Raw genomic sequence first — 15,057 nt, 5'->3', positions numbered from 1 at the left:
CAGAGAATTCGCCCCGGCGCATTGGCGGGCGCACCGGGGCGAATAGAAGGACCACGCAACCGCTCCAACAGAGAGTGAATCCTGATGGCTAGCGTACCTGAGCGGCCTGCCGAGGGCGACACCGAGCGTGTCGGCGACGGCCCATACGGCCACGCCGCCCGCCTCTACCGAAAGCAAGGCTGGCGCGGCACGTTGCCTTTGCCTCCGAACGCAAAAGAGGAACCACCAACGGGCTTTACGGGACATGGTGCGCCGTACCCGAATAGCCGACAGGTGAACCGTTGGCGGGCCAACTATGCGGACGGCAACATCTGCCTGCGGTTGGCAGAGGTGCCGCGTGAGCGCCTGTCTAGTGACCTGCCATTTGCATATGCCGGGAACAACGTTGACGGATGGGAACTCATCGGCATCGACGTTGATGATTATGGCGATAAGCATGGCGCCCAACAACTAACGGCGCTAGAACTTGAGTTGGGGAAGCTACCCGCCACGGTCGTCAGTAGCGCACGCTGGGACGACGCACCGTTGAGCGGCACACGGATATTCCTAGTGCCCAGAGGGTTCCGCTTCCACGGCAAGGCGTCTGCTACCGGCCACACTGGGCCGAAGCACATTGACATCTTGTATGCGGGGCTGCGGTATCTCGTGGTGTGGCCCAGCATGCACCCAACCGGCACAGTGTATGAATTCCGCTGGGGCCGGCCAGGCGAGCCGCTGAAGACATACGACGGCATACCGCCACTGGAACATGTTGCGGTGCTGCCGGAGCCGTGGTTTAGGCACCTGGAGAACGGCGCGAACAATGGTGTGGACGCCAAGAGCGACATGAACTTCGGCGAGCTACAGGAGTGGGCTGAGGCGACGTTCCGCGACTGCGGCGGGGAGCCATGCACCGATATGGCCAACAAGTTGGCCCAGTACAAAGCGGAGCTGGACCTCAGCGACAGCCACCACCCGATGAATGACGTTGTGTGGAGCCTTACCAAAAACGCCCTTGAGGGACATGCGGGTTGGCATACGGCGCTGAATGACTACCTGACCTATTGGCGGGACTTGAGCCTGAGCAAGCGCGACGAAGCCACGCTGAACGCCGAAGCAATGCGCAGCGTCGATGGCGCGTTGGCGAAAGCCAAAGCGCAACACGATGAACGCAATGGGTACATGGCCGACGACAAGTGTGTTGGCGGAGCCGGTGATATAGATGCTTTCGCCAAGATGGTCGATGCCGTGCCTGAGCCGGATGATGACGTGCCATCATGGGCGCCTCTTGACATTGGTAGTGCGCGTCGTGGCATAGGTGCTTCTCCGCCAACAATTCTCACACGGTCTGATGGTGCCTGTTTGTTCTACCGGGGCAAGACCCACTCTGTCCACGGTGAGTCGGAGTCGGGCAAGTCATGGCTTGTGCAATGCGCGACGGCTGAGTGCCTACTAGGTGGCGAGCCAGTGCTTTACGTTGACTTTGAGGATGAAGGCGGCGCGGTTGCTGAGCGGTTGATCCTGCTTGGTGTGCCACCCGAAGTTGTAGACAACCCAACAATGTTCGCCTACGTCCACCCTGATGTGGCGCCGACTACGGCCCGCGAGCGGGCGGCATTCGACGCGCTTCTAGGCGGCACATACAGCCTGGCGGTGGTCGATGGGGTTACCGACGCAATGGGCGTGTTCGGGCTCTCGACTAAGGACAACGACGACATTGCCCAGTGGCACCGCGCCTTGCCCAAAGCCATCGCCAGCAAGACCGGAGCCGCTGTCGCGTGCGTCGACCACGTCACCAAGGACTCCCAGACGCGTGGGCGGTTTGCGCTTGGAGGCCAACACAAGATGGCCGGCTTGAGTGGCGCGGCGTACGTGGTCGAGATGGAGCAGCCGTTCGCCGTTGGCCAGGCAGGGCGCGCCAGTGTGCGTGTTGGTAAGGACCGGCCTGGGTTGGTGCGTGGGCTAGGTGGCCGATGGCGCAAGACCGACCGCACCCAGCACGTTGCCGACCTACACCTAGACAGCACTAACGCCGAGCGCACGACGTGGACATTGGTGATGCCCGAGAATGCCGGGAAGTCCACCGATACCGATAAAGCAAAACCTGGTGCTAGTAAAGCAACGTTTAGGCCAACGTGGTTCATGGAGCAGGTCAGCCGGTATTGGGAAGAGGCTGATAACCCCGCCGAGCGAAGCAACAACAAGACCATTGCGGCGATGTGTGCCGAGCGCAAGGAACAAGGCAAAAAGCAGCACCGCGAACATTGGCGCAACGCGATCAAGCTACTCATAGGCGAGGGCTATGCAAAGGCCGAAGAAGGTTTGCGCGGCAGCGATATCTATGTCGTGGTGAAGCCGTACCGGCAACTTGAAGACCCACTCTGTGATTCGTATTCCGAAGCGGATTCAGTCGACGTAACCAACTGGAAGCGGAAGCTAAGCGACCTCAAGGAGACCGACGAGACATGATCGGACAGTGCGGATGGGCGACTACGCCGACTACGCCGATGACTACGCCGACCGCGCGGACGGCGCAGTGGCGTAGCGACTACGCGAACGACTACGCCGTCTGCGCCCTCCCCCGTAGGGGGCGCAGGCGTAGTCGGCGCGGTCGAGCGGCTAACTGGGCGCGGACATCTCGGCGGAGTAGAACCCGGCGCGGTCACCGCCTTGGCCGAGCCACGCCAAAAGCTCCCACGACCGATTGGAGATTGCAATGAACGTCTACACCCCGCCGATACCACCGTACCGACTAGCGGCATACCCACGCGGAGACCAAAACGACCACCCCGGAACCCGATAATGCGGCCTCGCCACGCGACGGACCGCGACCTGATGACCGATGGGATGGAGGAACCTACTTAATTATGAACGCCGAACCCCTAGACCGCCGCGACCTCTTGCACGAATTTCAAGCGGGCGAAGCTCAGTGCACTGCCCGAAGTAAGCGCACCGGTAAACGATGCAAGGCGCCAAGCATGCTTGGCGGCAACGTGTGCCGAGCCCACGGTGGAGCCGCGCCTCAGACACGCGCCAAGGCACAGCGCCGACTTCAGCAGGCTGCAGACGTTCTTGTTCAGCGGCTCTTAGGCCTGGCGCTCGGTGGTGATGTACCGGATGCCATCGCGTTGCATGCGATTCGCGATGCACTCGACCGCGCTGGCTTGGGAGCCAAGCACGCCCTTGAACTTTCGGCCAAGCCACTTGCGCCTTGGGAGGAGATGTGCATCGACTTCGCCAACACAAGCCGTGCGCGACATGAAGCGCTTGAGCAATTGGTCCGTCGCGGTGAGCCACTCCCCGACGCCCTCACCGAGCCCACCGGGCCCGACATCGTGGACGCGGAGCTCGTGCCGCCGCCAGACACGCTCGATTACAGGCCTAGGGCCGCCGTAGGCGGTGCCGATCGGCCCGACGCAGCAGGCGTACCCGCCGACAAATCGGCAACACCTACGGCACCCGGAGTACCTCCCCCCGAGGCGGTGACCTACGAGGAGGCCCCCGACATCTGGCGTGCCTCGCAAGCACGAACCGGCCGAGCCCGACGGAAACGTGGAAAGCGCCGACAATGAGTGCGCTGGTAGGTATGAATATGCTAGTCAGAGCTATATATGAGTTTGCTGACTGGCGTAGTCTAAATAGCCGAAACGACCGTTTCGGCGGTTTAGGCGGCAGGAGGAACAGATGAGCGAGGCTCCCGACATCGACCTCGCCGAGCTCGATCGGCTGGTTTACGACGCCATCAATGAGTTCGGGCCGGAGGAACGGCAACGGGCCGCGCTGGAAAGGATTTTCGACATTCTGATCGAGCACACCGACTTCGCCAAGAACGTCGTCAGGTGCTCAGTGTGCGGCGGCGACCGGCTTTCGGTAGCCAATGTCGGTACCTCGCCTGGCTACTACCAGTGCGCGGTCTGCTACGCCGAAGACATGACTGTGGACGTGGTGGGGAACGAATGAGTGCTGTGACTACGCGACCGCTGCGAGTGATCGGTTACTGCCGCGTGAGCACGAAGGATCAAGGCAATAGCGGGCATGGGTTGGGCGCTCAACGGGAAGCGCTACAACGCTTTTGCGATCAGCACGGTCACGATCTGCTGACAGTCACTACCGACGTGATTAGCGGCGTTGCGTCAGATCGCATGTACGGCCGGGAAGTGGCCATCAGCGCGATTGAATCAGGCGTGGCCGACGCGCTGCTGGTGAGGGCTCTGGACCGCGCGACTCGCGATCAGGAGGACGCCGCCAAACTCTTCAAGCGCGCCGAGCGAAACTCCTGGCGACTGATGGACTGCGACAAGGCCGATAGCGGCGATCCCAGCCAGCGACTCCTGGCGGATATTCGCATCGCGGTGGCCGCCGAAGAGCGTCGGAAGATAAGCGAGCGCACGAAGGAAGGGCTGGCGAAGGCCCGCAAGCAGGGCAAGCGGCTAGGCCGGCCACCGCGTATCGCGCCCGACTTGACCAAGCGCATCGTTCACATGCGAATGCACGACCGATTGAGCGCCAACGCTATCGCCGATGCGCTAACCGCCGAATATTTGCCCGCACCAGGAGGTGGGGCGAGGTGGTACCCGACAACTATTCGCGACCTGTTCGCGCGGGAGGGAATCCTCTGATGGCGGTCATGAAGTCGTGCGATCGCTGTCCGCGTGACCACACCAACCCTTGCCAGTGTGGCTGTTTGGGCCGCCAGCACCGGTATGACGATGCCAACCACAATGATCACGCGGAGTACGCCCCCCCAGTCGTCGACTACGACGCGAAGGACTGACTGATGGCCAGCGTTGAGAAGCGCCAAACCAATAGAGGTGCAATAACCTACATCGTCAAGTGGCGTGAGCCTGACGGCAAACACCGCACTAAGGGCGGATTCGCGACAAAGAAGGCTGCCGAGAACTACGCCTCCAAAGCTGAAGCTGCGCTAATTGCGGGTATCGCATTCGACCCCAACGCGGGCAAGGTGCTGTTTCGTGACGTCGCACAACACTGGCTTGAATCCCGCAAGGTAGACCTCAAGGAAACCACCTGGCGCGGTTACGATTATGCGCTATCTCCCGCCAAGGACCGCCGAGGCGACGGCAAGACGTTGGGAATTGACGCAGTGTTCGGTGGCTACCCGCTCAACAAGATCACCCGACGCTACATTCAGGCCTGGGTTCAGCGGATGGTCGACGCGCGCAAGAAGCCAAGCACGGTCCGGCACGCCTACTTCACGGTCCGCATGGTGCTGGCACAGGCGGTTGCCGACAACAAGATCGCCGCCAACCCCGCCGACTACGTGAAGATCCCGGGGGAGCACAGCACCAACGGTGGCAAGCCTGGTGTGGTCGATGATCCGGCGCAATTCCTCAGCGCCGCACAGGTTTCCGCGCTCGTCGCCGCAGCGCCTTGGCCGTACAACGTGCTGGTGCATGTCGCAGCGTGGGCAGGCCTGCGGGCCGCTGAGCTTGGCGGTCTGCAGGTCGGCGATGTCCTCATCCCGGCGAAGTTGCTGAACCCGAACGCGCCGGCCAAGCTCGGCGCGATCCGCGTGACGCGGACTGTTCGCGCTATCGGCTCGGACATGCGGTACTTCCCGACCAAGACCAAGGGCAGCAACCGCAAGGTGCCGTTGCGAGCCGCGACGACCGAACTACTACGGGATTACCTCACGATGCACCCGCGCGCGGACGAACCGACCGCGGCGCTGTTCCCGAATTTGTCGCTTGCGCCGGCCAAGCCGACCGGCGTCCGCGCCACCGCCCCGAACGGCGAGCCGGACAACCGCGACCATAAGTACGTCGCCCGCCGACAGGCGACCGCCTTGGCTGAGCTGACCGTCGAGGAGGCCGAGGCGCGGTTGGTGCTCGACTGGGCCGAGCCGCTGCGGCATCAGACGTTCTACAAGGCGGTGTACCGGCCTGCCGTACTGCGGGCTAACCGGGCCGCTACGGCCGCCGGGGACAAGGCCGCATCCCTACCGCCCGAGTTGCGGTTCCACGCGCTCCGGCACACCTACGCGAGTTTGTGCGCGGCGGTCGGGGTGCCGGTGCGGGAGGTCGCCAAGTTTATGGGCCACGCCACGACGACGACGACCGAGCACATCTACACCCACCTGTTCGATACCGACGACCACACGGACGCTATGGCCGCGCTAGACGCCCTGGACCAGCCGACGCCGACGGGGAATAACGTGATTCAGCTGCATGGTTAAGGCTCTTCATCGAAGATCGCATCTACTAAGGCAGCTAGTTGCGGTGTGCGAGCTTGGACTTCGTGCTGGGCCAGTACGTATCCGACGGGCTGCATGGGGAAGTGAAGCGCGCCAGTTCTTTGCAGGGTATCTAGTAGGGACGCAAGGTCGGGTCTTAGCTCGGCAATGCGCTTCTTGAAGTGGTCCACACTAATCATTCGTTCCAGAATCATTGCACGCAACCGTTTTTCGGGTTCCGTCAGACCCGTCTCAGCGCCATTCCTCGTGCTCAGGATGGCCGCAGCACGATCCTGAGAGACGCGAAGTCGCGCACCTTGGGTCGAGACGACCGTGCCTACGTCGGTCACGCGCATGTCGTCTTCGCTTTCGACGTAACACAGAAATAGGTGTTGGTTCTCCGCGAATAGCGGGTTGTTCTCGACGTCGGCGAACCTCAGGGCCGGATACATGGAGTTCCGATACTTCTCATGCAGATACTGATAGGGCTCAGACGCAAAGGCCCCAAGCTGACCGTCCTGGCAGACGCCGGTCGAGCTCATGTATTGGTAATCCCAGCGGCTCGTAGCGATGCATCCGTAGTAGGGGCTGAGCAGCGTGTCCAGCGACCTGATAAGCATGTCGGTGTCGTACGGCTCAGCGAGCGTGATCGTCATGAATAGCTTTACCGCAAGGGAGTTGATGTGTTCGATTGTCAAAACCCGTGTGACATCTATTGCTTGGCGCAAGAATATTTCGCGGCGGGAGCCTACCGGCTGCCCTGCGAGATCAGTCAGCAAGCCCGACAGTGTTATTCGAAGTTCCTCGCTACCGAGTTCGGCGTACGACCGATGCGCGATGCCGAGTGGACCGAGGAACCGTGGGTCGGCGAAGCGGTTGAATAGCTTTGTGTCCCTTTCATTAATGTGCTCTATCAGCGTGTCGGTCAACTCTCCGAATCGCTCGTGGAGCGTCTCGTCTACCGCAGCTCGGGCATCGGGCATCGTGATGGCGGTGGTGTCGCGCATCAGTTCGTTGCGCCCAGTGTCATTTGAAATCTTTCGCGCTTCGGCGGGCGTGACGACAACGGCAGTGTGTCGTTTTCCTGCGACGATGACGTTGCCGCTGACGGGCGATTGGTCGCCCGACACGACGCTTGAGTTGTTGCGGCCGGAGACCTTGCTTAGGAGGCGGCGGGTGGAGCCGTCGTCGTTCACGCCCAGAGGCAGCGTGATCAAAGCAAGGAAGGCAACGCCTCCTAAGACCGCATAGAGCGACCATTGGGGGAGGCGGTTCGCCACCTGTTCCCATGCCAACCACGTGGCGACGGCGACAACGGCCCATTCGCCCAGCCACCTGGCCAACCGTCCGAGCATTGTTGTTTCCCTTGCGCGCTACGCCGCCTCGGCGCGTTTTAGTCCAATGGCCGATCGGATCACTTCGGAGAAGCCGAAGTACAGGTGGATCAAACCGAGCATGGCCTGCTTGAAGTTGTTGTGCTCGATGGCCTCAAGTTCAGGATCCTCGGCCAGTTTGTCGTATTCCTCGCCGTGCTTGCCGTAGTGGATCAGCTCGCCGTAGTTGAACAGATTGATCAGTTTCGCCGGGTTGACGTCGTTATACATTGCCAAGTCGTCGATCTGGTCCGCGGGCAGACCGTCCTTCTCCAGTACCATCCGCGCCACAATGTTTTGGAGAGGACGGTTCATCAACAGGGCGCGTGCCTTTCGCCACTGCTGAAGCGTGTCAATGCGCGTGTCGGTGTGCTCGTCGGTGAATTGGCGTGCGTACTCGTCCAAGATGTTGATGGTCGCGGAGAAATCAGGCTCCCCGGTCGAGTTCTCGTGCAGCTGGCGGAAGCGGACGGCGAAGCCAACCGTCTCCTCGTCTTCGGTCTCGTTCACCTCCAGGCCCCAGTCGCCATGCTCACCCTTCAGCGTGATGCCGCCTTTGTGCGCGACGACGGTGTACTTGGCCGTCTTCTCGCAGACATCAACAAACCTGCTAAGCCTTCGCAGCTCCTTCTCCGGAATCTGCCCGGGCAGCGCCGGGAAGTCTGACGGATCGGGAAGGTCGAAGGCATACGTCAACAGCTGCCATTGGTAGTCGAAGGTTGACGGGTCCGACCCCAGATGCGCGAGCGGCGGCGGGAAGTTCAGCTTCACCGGCAGCACCGAGTCCTGGAACGTAGTCGCGGTCAGCGTCATCGTGCCGCCGGCCTCGTCGCCCTTTGTGTCTCGACGCAGTCCCAGCGGATCCACCTGTCGCACCGTTCGTGGTCGCTTCTTCTTCTTGCTCATCAATCCCGCCGTCGTCGTGCTCTACCCAGCCGACCAGTCTGTCACGGAGGTCCGACATACCCCGAGTTCTTTTCGCCGCCTCTGGGCGGCGCGGTACAGCGGCGGTAGGGCGGGATCGGGCGTACAAAGGGTTCGACAGCTGAAGCGGCCGCTACCAGTGCTTCCTATGGAGCCGATGACGGGAATCGAACCCGCGTATTCAGCTTGGGAAGCTGATGTTCTGCCATTGAACTACATCGGCGCTTTCGCCAACGAAGGCTAGCATCTTGCGGCGGATCCGTTGGGCGAGTAGTCCGTCGGGGCGCGGCCAAGCCGGCGCCGTCCAGGCCTGCGGCGAATGCGCAGGGCGAGGAATGGCCGCTGACCCGCGAATTCCAGAACCGATGTTTATTCTTTCGTGATCTTGTCGTAATGTGCCTTGGGTGGGTCGGCACAGATTAGCCAAAAAACGGCGTAAATCACCGCTGCTCCTGGCAGGAGTGCTCGCCCCGGCTGCTGCGTTCTTCGCGGCGGCGGGTGATGCCTCCCCATTCGTGCCACGCCACGACCCCGTACCCGTTATTGGCGACACCGGGCCGTGTTGCTTGGAAATCGTGGCGGCGAAGCCGACTGCGATTGTGCTCGCGTCGGATGTGTCGCGCGGCGACGGCATCGATCCGCCCCTAGCGGCATCCAGGTACCACACCCGATCCCGCTTCCTGCCCGCCGGGCTCGCCCCGGAACACGGCCTGCAGGTGCGAACCATCCAGGTCTCCCGCAGCATCAGCGCGGCGTTCCCCGAGATCCACGAGATGGGCGGCGTGCGGCCTGATCCGCTGCCCTGGCATCCGCTCGGTCTGGCGCTCGATGTCATGATTCCCAACCCGCAGAGCGCAGAGGGCATCGCCCTGGGCAACGAGATCGTCGCGTACGTGATGAAGAATGCGCGCCGCTTCGGGATCCAGGACGCGATCTGGCGCGGCGTCTACTACACGCCGGGCGGCGCGCAACCCAGCAGGCTCGGCCACTATGACCATGTCCACGTCACGACCACGGGCGGTGGATATCCCAAGGGCGGGGAGATGTACCTCGCTGACTGACCGGCCGACCACGAGCAGCGGATAGGCTCGTCGCGTGCTGCTCTCCGATCGTGACCTCAGGGCCGAAATCACCGCCGGCCGGTTGGGCATCGACCCCTACGACGACACCTTGGTGCAGCCGTCCAGCATCGACGTCCGCCTGGACTGCATGTTCCGGGTGTTCAACAACACCCGGTACACCCACATCGATCCCGCCAAGCAGCAGGACGAGCTCACGACTCTTGTCGAACCCGTGGAGGGGGAGCCGTTCGTCCTGCACCCGGGGGAGTTCGTGCTCGGCTCGACCCTGGAGCTGTTCACCCTCCCCGAGGACCTCGCGGGGCGGCTGGAAGGCAAGTCGTCGCTGGGCCGGCTGGGCCTGCTGACGCACTCGACCGCCGGTTTCATCGATCCCGGGTTCAGCGGTCACATCACGCTGGAGCTGTCCAACGTCGCCAACCTGCCGATCACGTTGTGGCCCGGCATGAAGATCGGTCAGCTGTGCATCTTGCGGTTGACCAGTCCGGCCGAACACCCTTACGGCAGTTCGCGAGTAGGTTCGAAGTACCAGGGCCAGCGAGGACCCACGCCGTCGCGCTCCTATCAGAACTTCATAAGGAGTACATAGGTTCTCAGGCGCTCCCGCGCCTGCTTTCTGCGCGATACTTAGATAGCCGTGGTTTTTTCCTCCGCCTGACCATGGTTCGTCTCGCAACACCTTTGGAGGGGTTTGTCTTGGATATCGTGCTCGGGGTGTCGATGGCACCGGCATCAATCCAAATGGTCGTCCTCGAAGGCGAATACGCCGACGGGGCCACGGTGGAAGAGGACGTGTTCGACGTCGCCGCTGCCGACGAGGCCGCCACCGCGAGCGCGCCCGATCAGGTGCTCGCCGCCATCCTGGGCACCCGCGAGGGCGCGACCGAAGCCGGCCTCGAGGTGTCGTCCATCGGCGTGACGTGGACCGACCAGCTCGAAGCGGCGGCGCTGCACGACGCGCTGGCCGCCCACCGGATCGACAACGTCATGCTGGTATCGGCCTTTCTGGCCGCGACGGCGCTGGCCCAAAACGTCGGCGGGGCAATGGGTTACGAGCGAACCGCGGTGATGTTCGTGGAGCCCGACACCGCGACGCTGGCGGTCGTCGAGACCTCCGACGGCTCCATCCCCGACGTCTACAAGCAACCGCTCTACGCCGAGTCGTACGACCAGGCCGCTGCGCAACTCGGCGGCATGATCGCCGGCCTGGAGAAGCTGGAAGCGGCGCCCGACGGCGTGCTGGTGGTGGGCTCGGGCGTGGATATCGGCCCGCTGAAGCCGGCGCTGCAGACGGCGACCTCCCTGGCGATAAGCATGCCGGAGGAGCCGGAAACGGCGCTGGCCCGCGGCGCCGCCCTCGCGTCGGCCAACGCGCCGCTGTTCGCTTCGTCGACCGCCGCGTTGGCCTACGCGCAGGACCCGGGCACCGGTGCCGTCGACCAGCACTCGCTGCCCGAGTACCTCTACGCGCCGTTCGGGCCCGAGTCCGACGACGAGCTCGCCTACAGCGCGGTGCCGGACGAGGACAGTGACTCACCGACCGTCGTCATCGAAAAGCTCTTCATGCCCGAAGAAAGCCAACCGCCGCGCAGGCCGGCCCTGCTGATCGGCAGCGGGTTGGCGGTCGCCGGCATCAGCGCGGTGTTGGCGCTCGAGATCGCATTGGCGATCGGCATCCGCGCGACCGGCACCGTCGCTTTGCAGCCCACGCCCGGCCAACACCTCATCGTCCCGACACAGGAGCCGCCGGCGCCCGTTGAGGCGTCGGCCCCGGCACAGAAGCTCAGCATGCCGGACCCGGTGGCGGCGCCTAAGCCGATGACTCCGCAGTTTGCCGCGCCGCTGCCGGCGGCGCCGCCGCCCGCAGCCCCTGCACCGCCGGCGGCGCCTCCCATTCCCGCGGCCCCAGCTCCGGTGCCGGTCCCCGTCGTGGTCCCGCCGCTGGTGCCGGTTATCGTGCCGCCGGTGCACGTGCCCGCGCCCAACCCGGTCGTGGTGAGGCCGCCGGTCATCCAGGCTCCGCCGCAAGTGTCGCCGCCACAGCCGGCGCGGCCCCAGCCGCCGGTGCATCTTCCGCAACCGCAGTCGCCGCCCCACCAGACGCCTCCCGGGCAAGGCTCGTCGCCGGTCCCCGAGGGCTCCGGCGGTTCCACGGGTGGGCATGTTCCGCCGCCGGGTTCGGGTACGGGCGGTTCTACGGGTGGGCATGTTCCGCCGCCGGGTTCGGGCCCCGGCGGCCTCGGCGGCGGGCACGTTCCGCCGCCTGGTTCGGGCCCCGGCGGCCTCGGCGGCGGGCACGTTCCGCCGCCTGGTTCGGCCCCGGGTGAGGGCGGCCTCGGCGGCGGACACGTTTCGCCTCCTGCTGGCGGGCCGGGCGGACTGGGCGGCGGCCACGTTCCGTCCCCCGGTTCCGGCGGCGCGCCCACCGGCCCTGGCGGCCTGTTCGGCGGCGGCGGACACGGCGGTGGACCCGTTGTCGGCGGCGCTCCGGGCGGCGGCTTCGGCGGCGGCCACAGCGGCGGCGGCCTGGGTGGCGGCGGCCTGGGTGGGGGCGGCGGCCACAGCAGCGGCGGATTCGGCGGTGGCGGCGGCTTCGGCGGTGGCGGCGGCTTCGGGGGCGGCCACGGCGGCGGTGGCGGCGGGCACAAATAGCCCGCCACGGAGCAGATCGCTTAGCGAAGTCCGACCGACGCCGGCCGGTACGGGCGTAAGGTTGACGTGTTGGGCCGGCTAACAATCCGCCGCCCACACGTCAGAATTGCATAAGCCCCAGCGAAACCCCGGATGACGGCGCGCGCGCTGCTGTGGCAGGAATTCCGTGGTGAATGCTGGAAAGTCGTGTCGCCCACGTAACCGTTGGGCGGCACAGCAAACTATCCAGGGGGAACCGTAGCGGTGGTGGGCATCGTGCTTGGCGTCTCGATGGCGCCGACGAAGGTGCGCATGGTGCTGGTCGAAGGAGAAAGCGCCGACGGCGTCACCGTCGACCAGGACCACTTCGATGTCGACGCGGCCGCCTACCGGTCTGGCGGACCCTCCACCGCGCCGAGTCAGGTGATCTCGGCGATCCTGGGCACTCGGGAGGGCGTAGCCGAGGGCGGCTATCAGCTGCTGTCCACCGGGGTGACGTGGACCGACCACGTCGAGGCCGCGATGCTGCGCGACGCCCTGATCGCGCACAAGCTCGAAAACGTCATGCTCGTCTCGGCCTTCATGGCCGCGGCCGCGCTGACCCAGGCCGTCGGCGACGCCACCGACTATGCGCGCACGGCGCTGCTCTTCGTCGAGCCGTACACGGCGACTTTGGCCGTGGTCAACAGCGCCGACGGCTCGATCTCGGAGGTGCACCGCAGGGTTCTCGCGGAAGACGAGGACGAGGCGGTGGCCGAACTCGTCGACATGGTGTCCGGCGCCGAGGCGCTCGAAGGTCGTCCCGAGGGCCTGGTGGTCGTCGGTTCGGGCGTCGATATCCCGTTGATCAAGCCGGCCTTGGAAGCCGCGACGACGCTCCAGCTGTCGGTGCCCGACGAGCCGGAGATGTCCCTGGCGCGGGGCGCGGCGCTGGCATCGGCGAACGCGCCGTTGTTCGCGTCGTCGACGGTTGCGCTGGCCTACGCGCTGGACCCCGGCACCGGCGAGGTGGACCCGCTGGCCCTCGCCGGGCGATCCCCCGGACTGCTACCCGGATACCTGCCTGAATACCGCGGCGGCCCTGAGGCTTCCACTGCCGCCGACACCGGCACGCCCAACGTCGCCTACAGCGCCGTGCCGGATGCGGACGGCGACGCCCAGACCACGATCGGCGCCGACGACCGCGCGCAGCGGCACAAGTCCCTGCTGCTCGTCGGAAGCGCGTTGGCGGTCATTTTCATCGCCGTCGTGGTGGCGCTTGAGATTGCGTTGGCGATAGACATCCGCCCGACGGTCGCGTTGCGGCCCAGTCCCAACGAAAACGTCGTCGTCCCACCGCAACCCAAACCGGCCCCACCCGTTCAGGCGCAGCCGAAGATCGAGCCTCCCAGGCCGGCGGCCGTGCCCCATCCCGCGAACGCGCCGGCCCCGGCTCCCGCGGCGCCGCCGGTGCCCGTCCCCGTTCCTGTGCTTCCGCCACCGGTTTTCGTTCCGCCGCCCCACGTGCCCGCGATGCGCCCACCCGCTCCCGCGCCGGTATTCCGCGGTCCTTTCGGTGGCGGTCACGGCCCCTTCCGGGGCGGCCCCTTCGGCGGGGGCCGCGGCGGATTCGGCCATGGCTTCGGCGGGGGGCATGGCTTCGGGGGTGGTCACGGGTTCGGCGGCGGACACGGATTCGGTGGTTTCGGCCACAGGTAGGCGTGTCCGGTGCCCGGGCGCACCCGTCTACGCGCGCTAGTGTGGCGAAGTGGGGATGGCGCGGCTGGATCGCTGCGACGTCACCGACCAATTCTCGAAGTGACGCAGCTGTCGTCGCACGGGCACAGCAATTGATTTGGAGGAGCGGTGGACGTCGTACTTGGCGTGTCTATGGCACCTGAGACGGTCCGCATCGTGCTCGTCGAAGGCGAGGCCGCCGGTGGGGTGACCGTCGACCAGGACGACTTCCGCCTCGCCGATCAGACGACGGCGGTTGCCGCGGCGGACCGCGTGGTTGCCGCGATTCTCGGCACGCGAGAGAGCGCGGCGCAGGGCGGTTATCGGCTGAAATCGAGCGGAGTGACCTGGACGGATCCGGGCGAGGCGGCCGCACTGCGAAATGCGTTGGCGGCCCGCAAGATCGAGGACGTCATGCTGGTGTCGGCGGTCATGGCCGCGGCGGCGCTGGCTCAGGCGGCGGGCAGCGCGACCAATTGCGCGCGTACCGCGCTGCTCTTGGTCGAGCCCAACACCGCCACGATGGCCGTCGTCGACACCGCCGACGGGTCGGTGGCCGATGTGCGTCGGCGCCCGCTGCCCAGCAGCGACGAGGCGGCGCTGGCCGAGCTGGCCGCGATGGCTTCGGGCGCCGAATCGATGAAGGCGCGCCCGGACGGGCTGTTCCTGGTGGGCTCGGACGTCGACATCCCGTACATCAAGCCGGCGCTCGAGGCGGCGACGTCGCTGTCCGTGACCACGCCCGAGGAACCCGAAATGGCGTTGGCCCGCGGCGCGTCACTGGCGGCGGCCAACGCGCAGTTGGGCGCGCCCTCGACGATCGCGATGCCCTACGCGGGCGACCTGTCGGCCGACGGACGCGAGCTGGCCTACAGCGCCGAATCGAATACCGGAAAGTCGCGGACAACCGGCGCCGACGGCGAGGCGGCCGCGCACTCGGGCGCGCGACGCAGCCGCAAGTCGGTGCTGGCCGTCGCCGCCGCGACGCTGATATTCATCGGCGGTGTCGTTGCCCTGGCCGTGGCGCTGGCCGTCGACATCCGACCGCATGCCAACCAGCACCCCGACATCAACCAAAACGTCGTCGCCCCGTCACACCCCGCGCCCCCGCCGCGGCGGGGGCTCCCGTGAGACGCGTCACAATGTGGGGCGGGCCTGTCAC

The 15,057-nt window shown here is 65.3% G+C and carries 11 protein-coding genes and 1 tRNA gene; 9 read left to right on the top strand and 3 right to left on the bottom strand.

From position 1 onward, the window contains the following. The first annotated feature begins 84 nt into the window (after positions 1 to 84). The 4 genes from A5678_RS12360 (at position 85) to A5678_RS12340 (ending at position 6,175) form a co-directional block, all read left to right on the top strand. On the top strand, positions 85 to 2,448 hold the full coding sequence (locus A5678_RS12360) for a bifunctional DNA primase/polymerase (RefSeq protein ID WP_082945533.1): 2,364 nt from the start codon (positions 85 to 87) through the stop codon (positions 2,446 to 2,448). Between the two features lie 1,215 nt (positions 2,449 to 3,663). After that, on the top strand, positions 3,664 to 3,939 hold the full coding sequence (locus A5678_RS12350; protein ID WP_068042655.1) for a hypothetical protein: 276 nt from the start codon (positions 3,664 to 3,666) through the stop codon (positions 3,937 to 3,939). Further along, positions 3,936 to 4,598 (top strand): recombinase family protein, encoded by a 663-nt coding sequence (locus A5678_RS12345; RefSeq protein ID WP_082945532.1) that lies wholly within the window; start codon positions 3,936 to 3,938, stop codon positions 4,596 to 4,598. Before A5678_RS12350 ends, A5678_RS12345 begins: the two co-directional genes overlap by 4 nt. Before the next feature lie 158 nt (positions 4,599 to 4,756). Continuing rightward, the gene (locus A5678_RS12340; protein ID WP_068042651.1) at positions 4,757 to 6,175 is read left to right on the top strand and encodes a tyrosine-type recombinase/integrase; all 1,419 of its coding nucleotides are present in this window, start codon (positions 4,757 to 4,759) and stop codon (positions 6,173 to 6,175) included. On the opposite strand, the gene A5678_RS12335 is transcribed toward A5678_RS12340, so the two are convergent. From A5678_RS12335 to A5678_RS12325, 3 genes are all read right to left on the bottom strand, one after another. Further along, positions 6,172 to 7,527 carry an LPO_1073/Vpar_1526 family protein gene (locus A5678_RS12335; RefSeq protein WP_068042649.1) on the bottom strand — a complete coding sequence of 452 codons (1,356 nt, stop codon included), beginning with the start codon at positions 7,525 to 7,527 and terminating at the stop codon, positions 6,172 to 6,174. The two genes, A5678_RS12340 and A5678_RS12335, sit on opposite strands and share 4 nt — an antisense overlap. An 18-nt stretch (positions 7,528 to 7,545) precedes the next feature. Beyond that, a complete protein-coding gene (locus tag A5678_RS12330; protein ID WP_156746878.1) occupies positions 7,546 to 8,451 on the bottom strand; it encodes a hypothetical protein in 906 nt (301 codons plus the stop codon). 167 nt (positions 8,452 to 8,618) lie between these two features. Next, a tRNA-Gly gene (locus A5678_RS12325) sits at positions 8,619 to 8,692 on the bottom strand. 181 nt (positions 8,693 to 8,873) lie between these two features. Between A5678_RS12325 and A5678_RS12320 the strand changes: the two genes are divergently transcribed. From A5678_RS12320 to A5678_RS12300, 5 genes are all read left to right on the top strand, one after another. Further along, positions 8,874 to 9,530 carry a hypothetical protein gene (locus A5678_RS12320; RefSeq protein ID WP_197502122.1) on the top strand — a complete coding sequence of 219 codons (657 nt, stop codon included), beginning with the start codon at positions 8,874 to 8,876 and terminating at the stop codon, positions 9,528 to 9,530. Between the two features lie 34 nt (positions 9,531 to 9,564). Continuing rightward, complete coding sequence (gene dcd / locus A5678_RS12315; RefSeq protein WP_068042645.1) at positions 9,565 to 10,137, top strand: dCTP deaminase; 573 nt, start codon at positions 9,565 to 9,567, stop codon at positions 10,135 to 10,137. A 107-nt stretch (positions 10,138 to 10,244) separates the two neighbouring features. Further along, entirely contained in the window at positions 10,245 to 12,200 is a 1,956-nt protein-coding gene (locus tag A5678_RS12310; RefSeq protein WP_068042643.1) for a hypothetical protein, read from the top strand. Between the two features lie 243 nt (positions 12,201 to 12,443). Continuing rightward, positions 12,444 to 13,877: a hypothetical protein gene (locus A5678_RS12305; protein ID WP_082945531.1), complete on the top strand. Its 1,434-nt coding sequence runs from the start codon at positions 12,444 to 12,446 to the stop codon at positions 13,875 to 13,877. Positions 13,878 to 14,024: 147 nt separating this feature from the next. Next, on the top strand, positions 14,025 to 15,026 hold the full coding sequence (locus A5678_RS12300) for a hypothetical protein (RefSeq protein ID WP_368664894.1): 1,002 nt from the start codon (positions 14,025 to 14,027) through the stop codon (positions 15,024 to 15,026). Positions 15,027 to 15,057 lie beyond the last annotated feature (31 nt).

It is taken from the genome of Mycobacterium sp. E2733 (assembly GCF_001667585.1).
In the GTDB taxonomy this organism is placed as follows: Bacteria; Actinomycetota; Actinomycetes; order Mycobacteriales; family Mycobacteriaceae; genus Mycobacterium.
This window is presented reverse-complemented; position numbering and strand designations above follow the sequence as displayed.